The organism is Nocardiopsis sp. JB363 (assembly GCF_900143625.1).
In the GTDB taxonomy this organism is placed as follows: Bacteria; Actinomycetota; Actinomycetes; order Streptosporangiales; family Streptosporangiaceae; genus Nocardiopsis.
In genome coordinates this window covers 53,257-72,560 of the sequence record NZ_FRFF01000200.1, presented here as the reverse complement: position 1 = coordinate 72,560, position 19,304 = coordinate 53,257, and the positions used below count along the sequence as shown (strand labels likewise).

Genomic DNA, 19,304 nt, shown 5'->3' with positions numbered 1-19,304 from the left:
GTCCGCACGGGCCGGTCTCCCTTTCGTGTGTTCACCACCAGAGGTGGCCGTGCCCGCTACCACCAGACGTGGAAATGGTGCACGGGGCCCTGGCCGCCGCCGGCGTCGATCTCGTCCGCGCGGCGCAGCGCCTCGGTCAGCCAGGTCTTGGCGTCGGCCACGGCGGTGGCCATGTCCGGGCGTTGGGGGATCAGCGCGGCGATCGCGGAGGACAGGGTGCAGCCGGTGCCGTGGGTGTTGCGGGTCGCCACGCGCGTGGCGCTCAGCTCGACCGGGGCGGACTCCCCGTCGACCAGCAGGTCGACGCTGTCGGTCCCCGGCAGGTGCCCGCCCTTGAGCAGGACCCGACGCGGCCCCAGCTTCAGAAGCCTCTCCGCCTGGGCCCGCATCGTGGCCAGGTCCGTGGCCTCCTCCTCGTCGAGCAGGTCGGCGGCCTCCGGCAGGTTCGGAGTGAGGAGGTCGGCGCGCGGCAGCAGTTCGCTGCGCAGCGCCTCCATCGCCGAACGCTCCAGCAACCGGTCACCGCTCTTGGCGACCATCACCGGGTCCACCACCACGTTCGACAATCCGCGCCGATCGATCGCGGCGGCCACGGCCTCGGTGACCTCGGCGGTGCCCAGCATCCCCACCTTGACCGCGTGGACGGTCGCGTCCTCGAACAGCGTGTCCATCTGGTCGACGACGAACGAGGCGGGGACACCGTGAACCCCGGTGACCCCGCGCGTGGACTGGGCGGTCAACGCCGTCACCACGCTCATCCCGAAGACTCCGTGGGCGGAGAAGGACTTCAGGTCCGCCTGGATGCCGGCGCCCCCACTGGGGTCGCTTCCGGCGATGGACACGACGTTGTACACGCTCATGGGCGTTCCTTCGCTAGTACGAACTAGGGCAGGTTCGACGGGTGTGCTCTCAGCCGGTTCGTTTCCCCGGCACCCCGCGCCGTCGGGGTCGGAGCGCTGTGAAGCGCTCGCTCGACCCCGACTCGGTATGTGGTTGTGAGTACGACTCTAAGGGTCAGACGGAGACGCTCTCGTGGCCGGCCTCGACCTCACGCTGGAGCCGCTTGCGGCGCTCCCACAGGATGGACACGACGATGATGGCGAAACCGGCCACCATCAGGGCGACCGTCAACGGGACCTCGGTGGGGGCGAGGATCTCCCGGTCCTCGCTCTGCCAGGGCCACAGGGCGCGCAGTGAACCCGCCATCAGGCCGGTCAGGACCACCAGGGTCAAGTGGTGGAAGTTCTCCAGGAAGTACTGGAGGACCTTCACGAAGAGCGCCAGACCGGTGAGCGCGCCGAGGGCGAAGGCACCGATGTAGACGAAGTCGAGGTTCTCCAACGCGTCCTTGGACGGGGTGTACAGGCCGACGGCCAACAGGATGAAGGAACCGGAGACGCCCGGCAGGACCAGCGCGCAGATCGCGACCGAGGCGACGAGGAAGACCACCACCGGGTGCGGGGGCAGATTGGCGCCGGGGAGACTGGTCAGGAAGAACGACAGTACGGCGAAGACCAGGGCCAGGAGGTAGTGCCCGGCCTTCCAGGACTTGCCCGCGCCGGTGTAGGGGATCCACAGACAGGCGAGCACCAGCCCGAAGAAGATCGCGTACGCGTACTGGGTGTACTCCTCGACCAGCGGGGCGATGAGCAGCAACGCTCCCACCAGGGCCACCGCCATGCCGACCAGGGCGGGGACGAGGACGGACCATTCCACCTGACGGAACTGTTCCCTGGCGCGGTCCTTGCCGCGGCCACGGGGCACGTCGGTGACGTAGCGCTTGATCCCGCTGACCATGTGGCCCGCGCCACCGATCAACTGGTCGTAGAGGCCGACGATGAGCGCGACGGTGCCACCGCTGATGCCGGGAAGTGCTTCGGAGGTGCCCACGGCCCCGCCGCGCACCGCGTTGAAGATGTAGGAGCCTACTGAGTTGGCCATATTGTCGGGCGCGGTCCCGGAAGGGACTTCCGGGGTAGGGGGCGCCGTCCTCCGTCCTGATGGTGCCGTCGGTTCCGTTCACACGGTGGACCGACAGGTCAAAGGGGTGCTGATCGGCGCGGTCCATGAGGAAGGCCGCTGTCGCGGTCTGATCCCGGATCCCGCGCCGAGGTTCGTCGCTCCGGCCGCACGTTGGGGGAAGGGGACCGCGGGCCCCGGGCCGGGTGTGGCCATTCTAGCGTCGCCGGAGAGGGCGGGAGGCGTCCCGGAGCTGTCCTGGAGACGTCGAGAGGGCGCCGAAACCCTGTTTCGGCTGCTGGGTCGTATGTCGACTCGGAGACCGAATCGCGGGATGACTCGGGAAGGGGCCGTAGGACCCACGGGAGTCCCCCGTGGATCACCGCGACTGGGGGCTGGGGGCACCCTGATCGGCCACGGAAGCGGCCCAACGGTAGTCCTGTTTGCCCACGGCCGTGCGCTGGACCCGGTCCACGAAGTGCACCGTCCGCGGCACCTTGAACCCGGCCAACAGAACCCGGCAGTGGGCGTGCAGCGCCTTCTCGTCCGGGGCGTACCCGGGGGCCGACGACACCAGAGCGGTGACCCGCTGGCCGAGGTTCTCGTCCGGCGCGGGCACCACGATCACGTCGTCCACCGACGGGTGGGCCTTGAGCACGGCCTCCACCTCCTCGGGGTACACCTTCTCCCCGGCGGTGTTGATGACCACGCTGCCCCGGCCCAGCAGGACGATCGAACCGTCCGAGGCCCGGGTCCCGTAGTCGCCCGACAGCGCCCAACGTCGCCCCTCGGCGTCGGTGGGGAAGGTGCGGGAGGTGGCGATGGGGTCGTTGTAGTAGCCCAACGGGATCCGCCCGGTCCGCGCGATCCGTCCGACCTGCGGTGACCCCGGCTCCAGTGGACGCAACGCGTCGTCGAGCACCGAGATGCTGCCGCCCATGGTGAAGCTGCGACGGTCGCCGGCGTCGGCGACCGTGGCCGCCTCGTCGGGGGCGGTCGCCGAACCGCACACACCCGTCTCCGAGCCCCCGTAGGAGTCGGCCAGGGTCACGTCCTCGCGCCAGGCCGTCCACAGGTTGCGCACCGACGGGGTCAACGGGGTACCGCCCGAACGTACCGAGGTCAGGTCGGGACACAGCTCGGGCTCGGTGAGCAGGTGCCTGGCCAGCGGGCGCGCCATCGCGTCGCCCACCAGCTGGAGCGCGTGCACGCCCTCGCGGTGCGCCAGTTCCAGCACGCGGTCGGGGCGGAAGCTGCGGTCGGTGGACAGCACCACGCGCTTTCCGCACAGCAGCATGCTCAACGCGTGCCACTGTCCGGCGGCGTGCATGAGCGGGCCCAGGACCAGCATGCGCTGGGGGAAGCAGCGAACGGCGCGTTCGGCGACGTCCTCGGGGGTGCGGGCACGGGGGGTGCCGGGGGAGCGACGCTCCACCGCGGCGCGGAAGACGTCGGCCTGCCGCCACAGCACGCCCTTGGGGTAGCCCGTGGTGCCGCCGGTGTAGAGCAGGTAGTGGTCGTCTCCGCCGGTGGTGGGAAGCGCGCTCTCGTGAGCGGCGGCCCCCTCGACCCGCGGAGCCAGGGCGGCCTCGTAGTCCACCCCGTCGGCGGTGCGCTCGGTCCCGTCCGCCAGCAGCAGCACGTGCCGCAGTCGCGGCAGGTCCGGTCGGATGGCCGTCACCGTCGCGGCCAGGGAGTCCTCCGCGATCAGTGCCACCGCGTGCGAGTCGGACAGCACGTGTCGCAGCTCCCCGGCCACGTACCGGTAGTTGACGTTGACCGGCACCGCGCCGGCACGCAGCACACCGAGGAACGACTCCATCCACTCGGCCCGGTTGAACGACAGGATCGCCACGTTCTCACCAGGGAGCACACCCGAGTCGACCAGGTGCCGGGCCAGCCGGGTGGAACGTTCGTCCAGGGCGCGGTAGGTGAGCCGACGAGGACCCGCGACCAGGGCGATCCGCTCGGGCACGGCCGCGGCCACCGCCGACATCAGTCCCGCGAGGGAGAAAGGGGTATCCGAAGACGCGTGTGGCACGACTGGTCCTCCCTGACGTGGTGTGACGGCCGTCCCCGGCAAGGGTGCTCGCGGCGGCTGTGACTGTACGGCGACCGTACCCGTCGGAAACCGAGCTGATCGTGGTGAGGGCTGTGTACCGCGTCACCTGCGCAACCATGCCTGTGACCCCCTTGTGACCGGGGCTCGGAAGAGTCCCGCTCAGACGGTGTACCGGCATAAGTTACGCGTGAGTTTCGGGCGTCGGTTCCGCGCGGTGATGTCGGCCACCTCTTGTGTGCTCACCGGATTATCTGCTCAAATTCTGGGGATCCCGCCGCGGGGGCTCTACCCGGCCCCACGGTGGGTATCTACTGTCTGACATCGGTCAATGGTGATCGGAGCGGCTAGATGGCCACCCAGAACCTGGGACAGCAGGACTCTGTCGGAAACCCCGACGGACAGGCACTCTCCAGCGCGGACCACATCGAACTCGCCCAGGCGAGATCCGCACACAACTACTCCCCCCTTCCCGTCGTGATCTCCGAGGGCCGTGGCTCCTGGGTGACGGACGTGGAGGGCAAGCGGTACCTCGACTGCCTGGCCGGATATTCGGCCATGAACTTCGGCCACCACAACCCCGACCTGTTGGCCGCCGCGCACGCCCAGCTCGACCGGGTGACGCTGACCAGCAGGGCCTTCCACAACGACCGGTTCGCACCGTGGGTGAGCGCCCTCGCCGACATGGTCGGCAAGCAGAAGGTCCTGCCGATGAACACCGGCGCCGAGGCGGTGGAGACCGGCATCAAGGTGGCCCGCAAATGGGGCTACGAGGTCAAGGGCGTTCCCGAGAACCAGGCGACCATCGTCGTGGCGGGCGCCAACTTCCACGGACGCACCACCACCATCATCTCCTTCTCCTCCGACCCGGAGGCGAAGACGGGTTTCGGCCCCTACACGCCCGGCTTCCGCTCCGTGCCCTACGGGGACGCCAAGGCCATCGAGGACGCCGTCGACGACACCACCGTCGCGGTGCTCATCGAACCGGTGCAGGGCGAAGCGGGCGTGGTCGTGCCGCCCGCCGACTACCTGCCCCGGGTCCGGGAGATCTGCGACGACAACCGGGTGCTGTTCATCGCCGACGAGGTGCAGGCCGGTTTGGGTCGCACCGGCACCATCCGGGCCTGTGAGCACACCGGGGTGGTCCCCGACGCCTACCTGTTCGGCAAGGCCCTGGGCGGCGGCATCCTGCCGGTGTCGGCCATGGTCGCCGACGAGGACGTGCTGGGCGTCATCCAGCCCGGCCAGCACGGGAGCACCTTCGGCGGGAACCCGCTTGCCGGCGCCGTCGGGGAGACGGTCGTGCACATGCTCAGCGAGGGTCCCTACCTGGAGAACGCCCGCAAGCTCGGCGAGGTCCTCAAGACCAGGTTGGACGAGTTCGTCGGTGACGGGGTGGTCGCGGCGCGCAGCATCGGCCTGTGGGCCGGTGTGGACGTCGACCCGGAACTGGCCTCCGGCAAGGAGCTGTGCAAGCGGCTCGCCGAGCACGGGGTCCTGGTCAAGGACACCCACGGTTCGACCGTGCGGATGTCGCCGCCCCTGGTGATCTCCGAAGAGGACCTCAACTGGGGTCTGGATCGCTTCGCCGAGGTCATCGCCGAACTCAAGGCCGAGAAGAAGTAGCGATCAGAGAGGGGCGGGGCGGTCGACGACGTCGCTGGCCCGCCCCCTCATGGTCCGGTGTACCGGACCCTTGCCTCGGGAACGTGGTCAGGACTCGGGGCCCGAGTCCGCGTCGGCGGCCTCCTCGTCACCCTCGCCCTCACCCTCAACGTGCACCGGGTCCAGCGGGCCTCCGAGTTCGCTGGTGAGCTTCTCCGGGGTCACACTCTCCAGACGGTCCCGGGATTGGTACAGCACCCGTTCGGGACCCTCCATGATCTGTAGGCGCACCCGCTCGGCGATCGACCGCTGACCCTCGGCGGTCGGGTGGAAGCTCGCACGGTCCACCTTCAGTCCCTCGCCCAGTTCACCCAGCACGATGCCGTTGAGCCAGGCGTCGTCCGCGCTGACCTCGTGGCCGGTCAGCGAGCTGAACACGTTCACGTACTCCACGCTGCCGACCTGGCGGGACCCGTAGACCTCGCCGTCCACCCGGTAGGCGGTGTCTCGGATGCGGTCGTTGAACCGCTCGGCGACGGTGTTCAGCCACAGCTGGTCGCTGTTGGAGAGCGTGTAGTACATACCGGGCGGCTCCTCCGGGAAGAGCCGCGGGTAGCCCAGGACCAGGACGCGGGCGTCGGGAGCACGGTCACGGATCTCGGTGAGCACCTCGGTGAGGATCTCCTCGAACTCGTCCATCTTCTCCTCGACCTCTGCGTCCTGGGCGGTGCAGCCGCCCCGTTCCAAGAGGGGCATGCGCACGATGCAGGTGCGCAGTACCGGGATGAACCCGAGGTCGTTGCCGCCGATGCCCACGGTCACCAGCGAGGTGTTCTCGGTGACGCGTTCGATCTGGGATTCGGGGGTGCCGATCTGTTCGAGCATCTGCGCGCCCCGGTGGCTGCTGCACGCGTAGAACCCCAGAGCGCCCTCGAAGTCGAACTCCTGCTCGATGAGGTTGGGGTAGGCGTTCTCCGAACGCCAGCACTCGCCCGGCTCCGCGGTCTCGGGGTCGTAGTCGCCGGCGCCGTCACCGGAGGAGTAGGAGTCGCCCAGCGACACGTAGTTGCCCCACAACGCGGCCTCGTCCGGCTCCACGCTTATCCGCCAGTCGATCTCCTCGTCCTCGGTGATCGGTGGCAGCGCCTCACCGGGGCAGACCCCGCCGGTGACGTCGCACCACAGGTTCAGGAGCCCGTTGCGGGTGGTGGGGACGGCCACCATGACGACCATGACCATCACCAGGGCGGCCGCGACGACCACGGTGACCTTGGAACGGCGACGACGACGGCGTTCGGGGGGTCTGGCGTCCTCGATGTCGAAGGCGTTGGCGCCGGCGCCCGGCACCTCGGGGAGGTCGTGGACCTCGGAGGGAGCGTTCTCCTCGGCGGCGCCGTCGTCATCGGGGCCGGGGGTCCCTTCGGGCACGTCCGGCTCACCGTCACGTGATGACACGGCCGCTAGCCTCCCGCGTGTACTCGGGCCTGTGGTCCAGCAGCCAGCCTACCCGCGGTGATTCGTGCGGATTACGTCCGTGAGCCGGCCGGGGGACGGGCTCGTTCGGGGAGCAGGCCCCTGACTCGGGGGCGTGTGATGACGGGGCGCCCCAGCGGCGGCCAAGCCCGCTGGGACGCCCCGAGTCCGTGCCAGGGAGGCGCCCTTACGACTCTGCCCGCACCACACCCCTCCGGTCACCCGTGGAAGACCACAAAGAATCGGCGCGGATTTCTGGCTCACTCGTACGGACCGCGGCTTCGCCGGTGTGTCCGGCCTCTCCCTCCACCGGCGCGGGCCGCGTCACCAAAGCCGGGGTGGGAATCTTTGTCGGCTTCCACGACTGAAAAACCGCCGGTACGCCGATACGTTTCCACTGCCAGCCACCGAACCGCCAAGGGGACCTCTTGAACCTGCTCATCACCGGTATCACCACCCAGTCCTCCATCGCCTACGCGATCGCCGAGGAGGCCATGAACCAGGGCCACGACGTCATCCTGACGAACCCGCCCGGCCGCGCCTTCTCCATCTGTGAGCGCATCGCCAAGCGGTTGCCCAAGGAACCGGTCGCGGTGCTGCCGATGGACGTCACCGACCCCGAGCAGATCAAGGCCACGGCCGAGGCCATCGGTGAGCACTGGGACCACGTGGACGGGATGCTGCACGCCATCGCCTACGCCCCCGAGTCCGCGTTGGGCGGCAACTTCCTCAACACCGACTGGGAGGACGTCGCCAAGGCGATCCACATCTCCGGTTACTCCCTGGCCGCCCTGACCGTGGGCATGCGCGACCTGCTCGCCAGGGCCCCCGAGGGTTCCGGTGTGGTGTCGCTGACCTTCGACGCCAGTGTCGCCTGGCCGGTCTACGACTGGATGGGTTCGGCCAAGGCCGTCCTGGAGAACTCGGCCCGCTACCTGGCCCGTGACCTGGGTCCGGACGGCATCCGGGTGAACACGATCTCCGCCGGCCCGATCAAGTCCCTCGCCGGCGGGTCCATCCCCGGCTTCTCCCGGATCGCCGACTCCTGGGGGGACAACTCCCCGCTGGGTTGGGACACCAAGGACACGACGGTGGTCGCCGGCCCCGCCCTGTTCCTGATGTCGTCCGCCGCCCGGGCCATCACGGGCACCGTTCTGCACGTCGACGGCGGCTACCACGCCATGGGCGCCCCCCTGGCCCCCGCCGAGACCCAGGACGGCTGAGGGACCCGAACGCTAGGCTGAGGGTCCCCCATCCCCCACGCGGCAAGGCGGCTGCTCGTGCCGGAATCCCCCGAGCCACTGCGGGTCAGCATCGATACCGGCGTAAGGCGGACGAGGCGGAGGCCTCGATCGACCCTCGGGTGACGATCGCGTTCTTCGAGGACTCGTTCGTGGTGGACGTGATGCTCGACGACGTCGACCGGGCCCGGTTGGGGCGGATCCAGCGGGTATCCGAAGTGTTCCTGGATCAGGGCCGCGACCTGAGGTGGGTGACCGAAACGGAGTGGGCCCTGGCGGTACGGCTTCCGGCCCTCACGCTGGATCGGGTGAGGGCCGAGCGCTGCCCGGTCGAGGGTGAGCGGGAGCGGCGGAGGGCGGAGACGTCGGCGCACGAGGGCTTCGTGGACGGGTGGATCTCCTCCCTGGAGGAAACTGCCGGGCTCAGGCCGGCACCGGGGACGCCAGCGTGAACGCGTGCGGGCGGGGGCCGTGCTCGCGCAGGTGGACGGCCCGACCGGCCGCCTCATCCAGGGTGGTCTCCGTTCCCGCGGTGGACCACCACAGGGTGCGCTCCACGGTGGGGAAGGTTCCACTTTCCCGGCGGTAGGCGAGCAGGTCGTCGTGGGTCCGTTCGACGAAGGACCGCAGGTCGGTGGCGTCGTGCCACAGGTGTACCCATCGGATGCGGTCTTCTTCGTGGCGGAAGTGGACCTCTCCCAGGTGGCCCATGTGGTCCTCGATCCGTTCGCGGAGGGCTCGCGCCAGAACCTTCAGGTGTGCGGGCTCGCCGGTGATCACCCGGTACTCGACCAGGACCGGCCCGGCGGCACGGCTCGGTCGCTCGGCCCGGAAGCGGTTCTGGGCGGGGCGGGAGTGGTCGGAGGAGGATCGGCGACGAAGCAGGGTACTCATGGGGTCTCCTTCAAATGGACCCTGTGATCGGGGCCACTTTGGCTCTGGTGGATCCGCGAACTTGATGCCATTATCGGAAGGGCAGGCCAAAGTCGCGAGATCCAATGGAGCGGAAAATGGACCTTGTTCGGCGGACCGATGAGCTCGTGGGTCTTCTCGGATCCTGGACGAGCGGGTCCGGTGCCCTCTACAAACGCTTGTCCGACGCCCTGAAGGACCTGGTCGGACAGGGTTCGCTGGCCCCGGGGGAACGCCTGCCCTCCGAACGGGCGTTGGCCACCGCGCTCCGAGTGAGTCGCACCACAGTGGTGGCCGCCTACGACCACTTGCGCGAGGAAGGGACCCTGGAGAGCCGGCAGGGCAGCGGAACCCGGATCAACAGCGCCCTGCCCCCGGTGCGTTCGGACGGGTGGACCTCCAGCGGTAACGGCAACCCCATCTACGGGACGCTGCTGCGAACAGACGACTCGCTCATCTCCGCCTCCTGCCTGCGTACCCCCGCTCTGGGCGGGGTCGAACGCGCCGTCCGCGAGGTGGTGGCCCAGGACCTGCCCTCGCTCATGGCGGAGAGCACTTACCACCCGCGCGGCCTGCCCGCCCTGCGCGAGGCGATCTGTCGGTACTACGAACGTCAAGGGCTGCCCACCCACCCCGACCAGATCGTCGTCACCACCGGCGCCCACCAGGCGGTGTCCTTGGTCGCCCAGCTCTACCTGCGGCGGGGCTCCACGGTGGTGGCCGAGGACCCGGGCTTCGCCGGATGCCTGGACCTCATGCGTGATCGCGAGGCCGAGATCATCCCCGTCCCGCTCGACGACCAGGGCATCGACCCGATCGGGACGCGCCGCGCCGTCGCCGAGCATCGCCCGCACCTGATGTACCTCATGCCCTCGTACCACAACCCGACCGGGGTGATGATGTCCGCGGCCCGTCGCCGGGAACTGGGGGAGTTGTCCGCGAGCTCGGGGGTGCCGATCCTGGAGGACAGCGCCTACACGGGAATCCGCGCCGAGGACGAACCCGCTCCGTTGGCCGCCTTCGCACCGCGGGGAGCGGAGATCATCACCGTCGACTCGCTGTCCAAGGTGGCGTGGGCCGGACTGCGGGTGGGGTGGCTGCGGGCGCCGGCCGAGATGGCGCTGCGGTTGAGCCGCCGCAAGGTCCTGGCCGACCTGGCGGGCCCGCTGTTGGACCAGGCGGTCGGGGTGCGCCTGATGGACGACTACGAAGCGCTCGCCCGCGAGCGTTCGGAGCTCCTGCAGGAGGCCATGGCCCACATGGAGGGGATGCTCCGGCGGGACCTGCCCGACTGGGCGTGGCGTACCCCCGACGGTGGGGCGGCGCTATGGGTGCGGCTGCCCGGTGTCGCGGCCCGGACCTTCGCCCGGGTGGCGCTCTCACACGAGGTCGAACTGGTGCCCGGTCCGGTCATGTCGGCGTCGGGCGGTGAGGGCCACGAGGAGTACTTCCGGCTTCCGGTGTCCTTCGACCACGCGACCCGGGAGGAGATGGTGTGGCGGCTGGCCCGCGCCTGGCGTGAACTGGACCGGCACGGTCCGATGGTCGGTCACCCGGACACCTTGGTGGTCTGAGAGGGAGGGCCCCGAACAAGGGGGAGGATGGCACCGGTCGGTGCCATCCTCCCCCGTCCGAACGTTCTCGAACGTTCGTGCGAGACGCTAGCCCAGCTGGGTCTTGCGAGCCTCGGTGAAACGCTGCTGGACGTCGGCCCAGTTGACGACGTTCCAGAACGCCTTGACGTAGTCCGCCTTCACGTTCTTGTACTGGAGGTAGAAGGCGTGCTCCCACATGTCCAGCATGAGCAGCGGCTGCGTGCCGATGGCGATGTTGGCCTGCTGGTCGAACAGCTGCTCGATGATCAGGCGCTGACCCAGGGCGTCCCAGGCCAGGATCGCCCAACCCGAACCCTGGATGCCCAGAGCCGCGGCGTTGAAGTGCCCACGGAAGGCATCGAACGAACCGAACTGGTCGTCGATGGCCGCACCCAGCTCACCCTCGGGCTTGTCGCCACCGTCCGGGGACAGGTTCTTCCAGAACACGGAGTGGTTGACGTGGCCGCCCAGGTTGAACGCGAGGTTCTTCTGGAGCTGGTTCACGGTCCCGAAGTCGCCGCCCTCGCGGGCCTCGGCCATCTTCTCCAGGGTGGTGTTGGCGCCCGCGACGTAGGTGGCGTGGTGCTTGTCGTGGTGCAGCTCCATGATCTGGCCGGAGATCCACGGCTCAAGGGCCGCGTAGTCGTAGGGCAGTTCGGGAAGCGTGTACGGCGCAGACATACTCTGACGCACCTTTCCAGTGACGATATTCGTCGTGTTCTTACCAGCGATGGGATCGCTCACCAGCAAGCTATCAGCAGCGGAAGCGGGTCCCTGATGTCAGCCTGCGGACACGGCCGACCGGGAATAAAACCGGGCCGGACCCTCGTTGAAACGCCGGTCCGGAAGGCGATCCCACGCTCCTCATCCTCCCTGCCCGCCACAGGGGGCCCGTGAACCCCGTGAGTGCGATGAATCCTCCCGCGTGATCCGCCGGGGTCGCTCCCTTTGTCCGGGACCCTCCGGGATTCCGTTCCCGGGTGGTGCGATTCGGTGCTGCTACCCTGACCCGCGTGTCTCAGAATCGCGAGTGAACGTTGACCGCGTGTTCGTTCGACATTCACCGTGGTGGCATCGGTCCAGGGGAGAATTCAGCGCTGAATTCGAATTGGCCGTACCCGCGAAGCCTCGTTCGGTGAAACACGCTTCCTAGACTTCCGAGGCCGTCTGCGCATATGAGCGAAACCACCACTGGGGTCCCCGCCCCCAGTACTCCCCGTATCCCCTCGGCCACCGATACCCGGGGGACCGTCCGGACCGGAGGCGGTTTCCGCCCCGAAATCGAGGGACTGCGCGCCGTCGCCGTGGTCCTGGTCGCCGTTTACCACATCTGGCTCGGACGGGTCTCCGGCGGTGTGGACGTGTTCCTACTGCTCACCGGCTTCCTCATCACGGGTTCGCTGGTGCGCGCCGTCGAACGCGACGGCCGGGTCCGGTTCGGTGCCTTCTGGGCCCGATTGGCCAAGCGCCTGGTGCCCCCGGTCGCGGTGGTCCTGGTCGCCATCATGGCCGGCATGTACATGTGGCTGCCCCGCTCACGCTGGGCGGACCTCTTGGCCGAGGTGCGCGCCGCCGCGCTCTACCACGAGAACTGGACCCTGGCCGACAACGCGGTCGACTACCTGGCCCGCGAGGCGGCCACCAGCCCCCTTCAGCACTTCTGGTCGCTCTCCATCCAGGGGCAGTTCTACCTGCTGTGGCCGCTGCTGATCACCGTCGCCGCGTTCATGGCCACCCGCGCGGGACTGTCCCTGCGTCGGAGTCTCCTCGTGCTGGTCACGGCGTTGTTCGCCCTCTCCCTGAGCTACTCGGTGTACATCACCGCCCACGACCAGGCCTGGGCGTACTTCGACACGGGCGCCCGCCTGTGGGAGCTCTCCCTGGGCGCGATCCTCGCCCTGATCATCACGGAACTGCGCCTCCCCGCCCGGATCAGGGTCTTCCTCGGCTGGTTCGGGCTGGTGGCGCTGGTCTCCTGCGGGTTGCTCCTCCAAGTCTCCACGCTCTTTCCCGGGTACATCGCGCTGTGGCCGACCCTCGCGGCCCTGATGGTCATCGTGGCCGGGAACACCGGCAGCCGGTACGGGGCCGACCGGCTTCTCACGTGGCGGCCGTTGATGTCGGTGGGCCGCCTCTCCTACGGGCTGTACCTGTGGCATTGGCCGGTCCTGGTCGGCTACCTGGAGGTGACCGGGCGGCAGACGGCCACCCCGCTCGGCGGGGCGCTGGTCCTGGGCGCGTCGTTCGCGCTGGCCTGGATCACCCACAGGGTGGTGGAGGGCGGCGTCGATCGGTTCACCCGGGCGGAGGCCCGCCGCACGCCCGGCTGGTCGGTCGTGATCGCCGCGCTCTTCCTGGTCCCGGTCCTGCTCGCCTCGCAGCTGTGGTCGCAGCGGTTGGAGGAGGAACGCGCGCAGCGGGTACAGGAGGTCATCGCACCGGAGAGGTATCCGGGCGCGCAGGTGGTCGCCGAGCCCGACCTGTTGTCGGTGCTGCCCGATCTGCCGGTACGCCCGGACCCGGCGGACGCCCGGCAGGATCTGTCCTCCCACCACCAGGAGGGCTGCCACGTCAACCTCTCCGTGGCGGAACTGGTGGTCTGCGAGCGGGGTCCCGCCGACGCGGAGTACACGTTGGCGCTGGTGGGAGCCTCACGCATGGCCCACTGGTATCCGGCGGTGGAGAAGGCCGCGGCCGAGCACGGTTGGCGGCTGGTGTCGTTCACCAAGAGCGGCTGCCAGTTCAGCCTGGCCACGTCCACTCGGGAGGACGCGGTGTTCCAGGAGTGCGAGGCGTGGAAGGCCGAGGCGTTGGCCGAGCTGGAGGAGCTGAACCCCGACGCGGTGCTGGTGTCCTCCACCCGGGCCACCCCCACCCGTGAAACGGTTCCCGAGGGCTACCCGGAGATGTGGTGGCACCTGAACGCCCTGGGCATCGAGGTGATCGGCCTCCGTGACCTGCCCCGGCTGCCCTACCGTGGCGCGGAGTGCCTGGAGTCCACGGAGGAGGTGGAGTGCACCAGCCCGGCCGCACTGAGTCTTCAGGAGGTCGACCCGGCCGCGCGGTTGGAGGAGTTGCCGCCCAACGTCACGCTGATGGACCTGACCGAACACGTGTGCCCGGGCGGCGACTGCGACGCGGTCGTGGGCAACGTGCTGGTGTACTGGGACCACTCGCACATCACCGCCACCTACGCGGCCACCCTCGCCCCGGCGGTGGAGAGCGCCCTGTCGGAGGCCACGGGTTGGTGACCCGAGCCCCGTCGCGACGACCTCGCCCGGATGACGCCCCAGGGTGTTCCGGGTGGGGTTCGTGCCGTTCCGATGGTTTTCCTTGGCACTTCGGAATCCCTTTCCCGAAATTCCGGACACGCTTCGATGATCTTCGGGTGATCGCCCGGTGAACGGCGAGGTAATTGACGGTCTCTTGGGTTTCGGATGCGCATACCCGATGCTCCGGACTCTTTCAAGGCGTTAATGTCGAAGCCGCACGGTGCTTTTCCCGTCGACGCTGTTCCGAACGGTTCCGCGTACTGATCCGTGCGTCGAGCGCCGCACCCCTTCCGCGGAGGTAACCCCCATGAGCTCCCTCAAGAACAGAATCCGCCGATTGTTGCCCATAGTCGGGCTCTTCGGCCTGGCGGCTGTCGCGACCCCGGTCGTCCTCGGAGTCTTCGGGCTGGTGACCTGGGCCGAGGCCGTTCTGGCCATCACGGTCCTGCTCCTGGGCGTCGCGGTGTGCGGATTGGGCATGGGCCTGCGGCGACTCCGCCTATCGGTGCTGGAACTGTCCACGTCGGTCCGGACCCAGACCGGCCAGGTCACCGAACTCTTCGGGCAGGACCGGTTGGAACTGGCCCGCTCCCTCGACGGGGTGCGCGCCGAGGTCAAGGAACTGCGGGACACCGCCCTGCCCCGAGCGGTCCACAACATCACCCGCTCGGGTGTGCGGAGCGGACGCGAGGACTACGAGCAGCAGGTCGCCTGGACCGAGCTGCGGGAGTACCTGGACGTGGCCCCGTTCATGCCGCCGCTGCGCGGGTGGGCCGCGTCGCCGGACGTGCTGCGGATTCTTGTCCGGATCATCGACCGGGACCGCCCCGAACTCGTGGTGGAGTGCGGCAGCGGCGCCTCCAGCGTGTGGATCGGCTACGCGCTGCGTAAGGCGGGGGCCGGCCGTCTGGTCGCGATCGAACACGACGCCCGCTACGCCGAGCTCAGCCGCGCCCTCGTCGCCGCCCACTCCCTGGCGGACATCGTCGAGGTCCGGCACGCGCCGCTCACACCGGTGCCCGCCGAGCTGGCCGACGGGGTATCCGCCGAGGTGCCCTGGTACGACACCGAAGCCCTGACCGACCTCAAGGGCGTGGGGCTGGTCTTCATCGACGGCCCTCCCGCGGCCACCGGTCCGGAGGCCCGCTACCCGGCCGTCCCGGCGCTCCTGTCCTCCTGCGCCGAGGGCGCCGTGTTCGTCCTCGACGACGCCGACCGCCTCGACGAACGAGCCCTGGGCGACCGTTGGCTGGCGGCCCACCCCGAGCTGACCCGCGTCGAGGAGGCCACCGAGAAGGGAGCGCACGTCTTCACCCGCACACCCTGACCCGAACGTCCCCGAGCATTCCCCGCGTCCCCCACTCACCCCGATCCGCAGCAGAACCGAGAAGGTCACCGATGATCACCACTGTCCTCCGGCAGGCCCTGCGCGCACGTGGCGACGAGCCCGCCGTGCTCTGCCACAGCGGGGCCGACACCCTCCGGGAGGTGTCCGAACAGCCTCGGCGGCCCGGGGACCTGCTCGTGGACCTGGGAGTCCACCCTCTGGGCGAGCCGCTTCGGATCGGCTCCGGCGAGGGCGACGAGGAGGAACCCGTCGCCGGGCTGGTGGCGCTGGTCGCCGCCACCCCCACCGACCTGAACCGGGCCCTGACCGCCGCCGTGCACCTGCCCCGGGCCGTGCAGGTGGTGGTCGCCCTCCTGGACACCCCCGGCCACCAGGACCCACCGGTCCCGGCCGGACCGGGCATGGGCCAATGGCGCGACCTGCAGGAACTGCGGGTGCGGAGGATGGGCAAGCGCGGGTGGGTGTGCGAGCTCTTCTTCCCCAACGCGGTCGAGACCGCCCAGGTTCTCGACGCCGTCCTGCACGGAACCCGGGGCCGCCGCCGCGGCCCGGTCGTGGCGCCCCTGACCGCCCTCAACGGCCCCGAGTCCTCGCTGTGGCGGCCCGGTGACACCGGCGCGCACGGTGTCGACGCGACCGGTCCGGTCCCGCTGCGCCGGGTCACCCCCGTGGCCGACCTGTCCCTGCGCGTGCACGACGGCGCGGACCCGGTATGGAACGAGGAGACCGTTCCGGTGCTGGACCGCGCGCCCACCAAGGCCGACGCCTGGGAAGAGCTCACCGGACCCGACGGCCGAGACCGCGCCGCGCACGTCGTCGCCGCGGGGCGCTCGGCGGCGCGGGTCACGGCCGCCCCCACCGACCTGGTGGCGCCGATCGACGAGACCACCGTCAACCCCACCGGGTTCTCCAAGGCCGAGAAGGGGCCCCTGGGCCATCTCACCGTGCACGGGGACCGCGCCGTCGTCCGCGAGGGGAACAAGGACCTGGTCGCGGTGGCGGCCGACGGCACCGTCACCGACGTCGACCTGACCCGGCTGCGCCACCTGCGCGGGGTGAGCGTCGACTGGTCCGGGCACACCGGCCCCACGGCGGCCGTGCGCGCGGTGGCGTCCCTGGCCGCCGGGGGCGTGCCCCTGGTCGCCGGCCCCGTGCCCTCCTGGGCCTCCGGGCTCGGCGCACCGCTGAGCGAACTCCTGGCCGGGGCCACCGACGCCGACCTCACCGACCGGCTGGCCCGTGAGGAACTCAGTATTCGGATGCGCCGCGCCGCCCTGTACACGCACGGTCTGCGTTCACGCTGGCGGGCCCTCGGCGAGCAGGCCGGGGTTCCGCTGCCGCCGGCCCCCCGGGTCTCGGTCATCCTGTGCACCCGACGTCTCGAGATGGTCGGCTTCGCGCTGGCCCAGATCGCCCGTCAGCGCGGGGTGGAGCTGGAGACCGTGCTGACCCTGCACGGGTTCACCGCCGACCGACCCGAGGTGGCTTCGGCGATCGACGCCTACCGCGACACCGGGCTGTCGATCACCGTGCACGAGGCCCCCGCCGACCAGATCTTCGGGTCGGTGCTCAACGACTCCGTCGCCCGCACCTCCGGTGACCTCATCGCCAAGTGGGACGACGACGACTGGTACGGGCCCGAACACCTGGCCGACCTCGTGCTCGCCCGGACCTACTCCGGGGCCGAGCTGGTCGGCACCGGACAGGACTTCGTCTACCTCCAGGAGGTGGACCTCATGGTGTGGCGCAGTCGCGAGTCCGAGACCGCCACCCGGTTCATCGCCGGAGGCACGATCCTCACCGACCGCGTGGTGCTGGAGGAGACCGGCGGTTTCCGCCCGCTGCCGCGCGCCATCGACACCCAACTGCTCATCGCCGTGTCCCGGGGTGGGGGGCGTATCCACCGCACCCACGGGCTCGGGTACGTGCTGCGCCGCACCGGCGGCGGACACACCTGGTCCGAGGACATGGCCTATTTCCTGCACAACTACGCACGACAGTGGTCCGGCTGGCGACCGAGCGTCCTGCTCGAAGGCGAACCTCACCCGTTGGGTGGACCGACCGAGGTCCACGAGGAGCCGGTCATGGCCACGACGCACCCCGGGGGACAATCTTGACCAGTACCGAAGAGCGCACCGTCGCCTCGATCACCGAGCCGACCGTGACGCCGGCGGAGACCGTGCCCGTACTGCCGCGCGGGGCGGTGGACCTGTCCGAGCAGCCTCGACTCCACCGCAACGACTACTCGGTGCTCACCCCGCCGCCGCTGGGGGAGTGGACGCCGACGTTGTCGGTGAGCGTGGTGATCCCGGCGCATGGTGGGGCGGACAAGCTCTCCCTGGTGCTGGCGTCGTTGGCGGCGCAGAGTTACCCGGCGCACCTCATGGAGGTGATCGTGGTGGACGACGGCAGCCCCGAACCGCTCGCCCTGCCGACCGTCCACCCGGAGAACACCCGCGTCATCCCCTCGGCTCCCGGTGGGTGGGGATCGGCGCACGGTGTCAACACCGGCGTCGCCGCCGCGTCGGGCCAGGTGATCCTGCGGCTGGACTCGGACATGCTCGTCTACCGCGAGCACGTGGAGTCGCAGATGCGGTGGCACCACCTGATCGACTACGGCGCCGTCCTCGGACACAAGCTGTTCGTCGACTTCGACCCCACCGCCCTGACCCCCGAGCACGTGCGAGGGGAGGTCGAGGCCGGCCGTGCCGACACGCTCTTCGACAGGGAGACCGCCGACCCGCACTGGATCGAGCGCCTGATCAACCAGCACGACCGGTTGCGCACCGCGGGGCGCCTCGCCTACAAGGTGTTCATCGGCGCCTCCGGGTCGCTGCACCGCGACCTGTTCGACGCCGCCGGAGGGCTCGACGCCGAGCTCATCCTGGGCGGCGACACCGAGTTCGCCTACCGTCTCGCCCAGCGCGGCGCGGTGTTCGTGCCCGACCTGGACACCAGCAGCTGGCACCTGGGGCGTACCCAGATGCAGACCCGCCGCGACGCCGGCACCCGCTACCGGATGCCGTACGTGTCCAACCGGGTGCCCGACTTCCACCTGCGCCGCAAGCGCCCGGACCTTCAGTGGGAGGTGCCGCTCGCGGACGTGGTCGTGGACACCACCGACCACACCCTGGAGGAGGTCGACACGACCGTCTCCTCGTTGCTGTCGGGTTCCACCCCGGACCTGCGCCTGTGGCTGCTGGGACCGTGGACGCGGCTGCACGGTGATCGCCGTGCCCCGCTGGACGACGAGCTCCTCGACGCCCGTCTCGTCCACGAGACCTTCCGCGGCGATCCCCGGGTGAGGTTCGTGGAGTCGCCGCCGCGGTCCGACTCGAAGGTGCCGTACCGCCTGTACCTGGCGGCCGGGCCCACCCTGACCGACACGGCCGTGGCCGATCTGATCAAGGAGATCGACAAGTTGGGCTGTGGACTGCTGAGCGCGCCCCTGCCCGGCGCCACCCGGGCGGCCGACGGGGTGCTGCGTCTGGAGCGCGCCTCCGCCTTCGCCCGCGCCCTCCACCTGGAACCCGAGGTGGCCGGCAAGGAGCTGGACCAGGTGATCGAGCAGACCCATGGCACCCACTGGATGCCGGGGGAGCGGTTCATCGCGGTGGAGGAGGAAGTCGAGGAGACTTCGCAGCCGAGCGCGGAGGTCCTTCAACAGCGTCTGGACAAGGCGTTGGTCGATGCCGACCGGCAGCGGGCGCGCGCCAAGCGGGCCGAACGCAAGCTGCGCTGGTTCACCCCGGGCCTGGGGCAGCGGTTGCTGCGCCGTATCGCTCGCTGAGACCGGGACGGGGCGGGCGCGTGGGTCGTGCCCGCCCCGGCGACACACCG

The 19,304-nt window shown here is 69.9% G+C and carries 14 protein-coding genes and 1 riboswitch; of the genes, 8 read left to right on the top strand and 6 right to left on the bottom strand.

Features of this window, described 5'->3' with window-relative positions; genetic code table 11:
* Positions 1–56 precede the first annotated feature (56 nt).
* The 3 genes from thiD to BQ8420_RS30265 all read right to left on the bottom strand — a co-directional run bounded on the left by thiD (position 57) and on the right by BQ8420_RS30265 (position 4,000).
* Positions 57–860, bottom strand: a complete 804-nt coding sequence (gene thiD / locus BQ8420_RS30275; protein WP_087103806.1) for a bifunctional hydroxymethylpyrimidine kinase/phosphomethylpyrimidine kinase — start codon at positions 858–860, stop codon at positions 57–59.
* A riboswitch (TPP riboswitch) is annotated at positions 849–947 on the bottom strand. It overlaps the preceding gene by 12 nt.
* Positions 948–1,014: 67 nt before the next feature.
* Positions 1,015–1,941, bottom strand: coding sequence for a DUF368 domain-containing protein (locus tag BQ8420_RS30270; protein ID WP_087103804.1), 927 nt, complete (start codon positions 1,939–1,941; stop codon positions 1,015–1,017).
* Positions 1,942–2,338: 397 nt separating this feature from the next.
* Positions 2,339–4,000, bottom strand: a complete 1,662-nt coding sequence (locus BQ8420_RS30265; protein ID WP_087103802.1) for an acyl-CoA synthetase — start codon at positions 3,998–4,000, stop codon at positions 2,339–2,341.
* Between the two features lie 369 nt (positions 4,001–4,369).
* Here BQ8420_RS30265 and rocD point away from each other — a divergent pair, with 369 nt between their 5' ends.
* On the top strand, positions 4,370–5,644 hold the full coding sequence (rocD, locus tag BQ8420_RS30260) for an ornithine--oxo-acid transaminase (RefSeq protein ID WP_087103800.1): 1,275 nt from the start codon (positions 4,370–4,372) through the stop codon (positions 5,642–5,644).
* An 87-nt stretch (positions 5,645–5,731) separates the two neighbouring features.
* On the opposite strand, the gene BQ8420_RS30255 is transcribed toward rocD, so the two are convergent.
* A complete protein-coding gene (locus tag BQ8420_RS30255; protein ID WP_087103797.1) occupies positions 5,732–7,078 on the bottom strand; it encodes an SGNH/GDSL hydrolase family protein in 1,347 nt (448 codons plus the stop codon).
* A 446-nt stretch (positions 7,079–7,524) separates the two neighbouring features.
* Between BQ8420_RS30255 and fabI the strand changes: the two genes are divergently transcribed.
* Positions 7,525–8,319, top strand: a complete 795-nt coding sequence (fabI, locus tag BQ8420_RS30250; protein ID WP_087103795.1) for an enoyl-ACP reductase FabI — start codon at positions 7,525–7,527, stop codon at positions 8,317–8,319.
* A gap of 140 nt (positions 8,320–8,459) precedes the next feature.
* Positions 8,460–8,789 carry a hypothetical protein gene (locus BQ8420_RS30245; protein WP_087103794.1) on the top strand — a complete coding sequence of 110 codons (330 nt, stop codon included), beginning with the start codon at positions 8,460–8,462 and terminating at the stop codon, positions 8,787–8,789.
* Here BQ8420_RS30245 and BQ8420_RS30240 read toward each other — a convergent pair.
* Positions 8,761–9,231, bottom strand: a complete 471-nt coding sequence (locus BQ8420_RS30240; protein ID WP_087103792.1) for a DUF3291 domain-containing protein — start codon at positions 9,229–9,231, stop codon at positions 8,761–8,763. The genes BQ8420_RS30245 and BQ8420_RS30240 overlap by 29 nt on opposite strands.
* A 116-nt stretch (positions 9,232–9,347) precedes the next feature.
* On the opposite strand from BQ8420_RS30240, the gene BQ8420_RS30235 reads away from it, so the two are divergent.
* Complete coding sequence (locus BQ8420_RS30235) at positions 9,348–10,823, top strand: PLP-dependent aminotransferase family protein (protein ID WP_087103790.1); 1,476 nt, start codon at positions 9,348–9,350, stop codon at positions 10,821–10,823.
* A gap of 87 nt (positions 10,824–10,910) precedes the next feature.
* Here the strand turns inward: BQ8420_RS30235 and BQ8420_RS30230 are convergent, their stop codons facing one another.
* Complete coding sequence (locus tag BQ8420_RS30230) at positions 10,911–11,525, bottom strand: superoxide dismutase (protein WP_087103788.1); 615 nt, start codon at positions 11,523–11,525, stop codon at positions 10,911–10,913.
* Positions 11,526–12,019: 494 nt separating this feature from the next.
* On the opposite strand from BQ8420_RS30230, the gene BQ8420_RS30225 reads away from it, so the two are divergent.
* From BQ8420_RS30225 to BQ8420_RS30210, 4 genes are all read left to right on the top strand, one after another.
* A complete protein-coding gene (locus BQ8420_RS30225) occupies positions 12,020–14,095 on the top strand; it encodes an acyltransferase family protein (protein ID WP_087103786.1) in 2,076 nt (691 codons plus the stop codon).
* 328 nt (positions 14,096–14,423) lie between these two features.
* Entirely contained in the window at positions 14,424–15,443 is a 1,020-nt protein-coding gene (locus BQ8420_RS30220; protein WP_087103784.1) for a class I SAM-dependent methyltransferase, read from the top strand.
* A gap of 71 nt (positions 15,444–15,514) precedes the next feature.
* Positions 15,515–17,581, top strand: coding sequence for a glycosyltransferase family 2 protein (locus BQ8420_RS30215; protein ID WP_087103782.1), 2,067 nt, complete (start codon positions 15,515–15,517; stop codon positions 17,579–17,581).
* Positions 17,578–19,254 carry a glycosyltransferase family A protein gene (locus tag BQ8420_RS30210; RefSeq protein WP_087103780.1) on the top strand — a complete coding sequence of 559 codons (1,677 nt, stop codon included), beginning with the start codon at positions 17,578–17,580 and terminating at the stop codon, positions 19,252–19,254. The genes BQ8420_RS30215 and BQ8420_RS30210 overlap by 4 nt, the downstream gene beginning before the upstream one ends.
* The last annotated feature ends 50 nt before the right edge of the window (positions 19,255–19,304 follow it).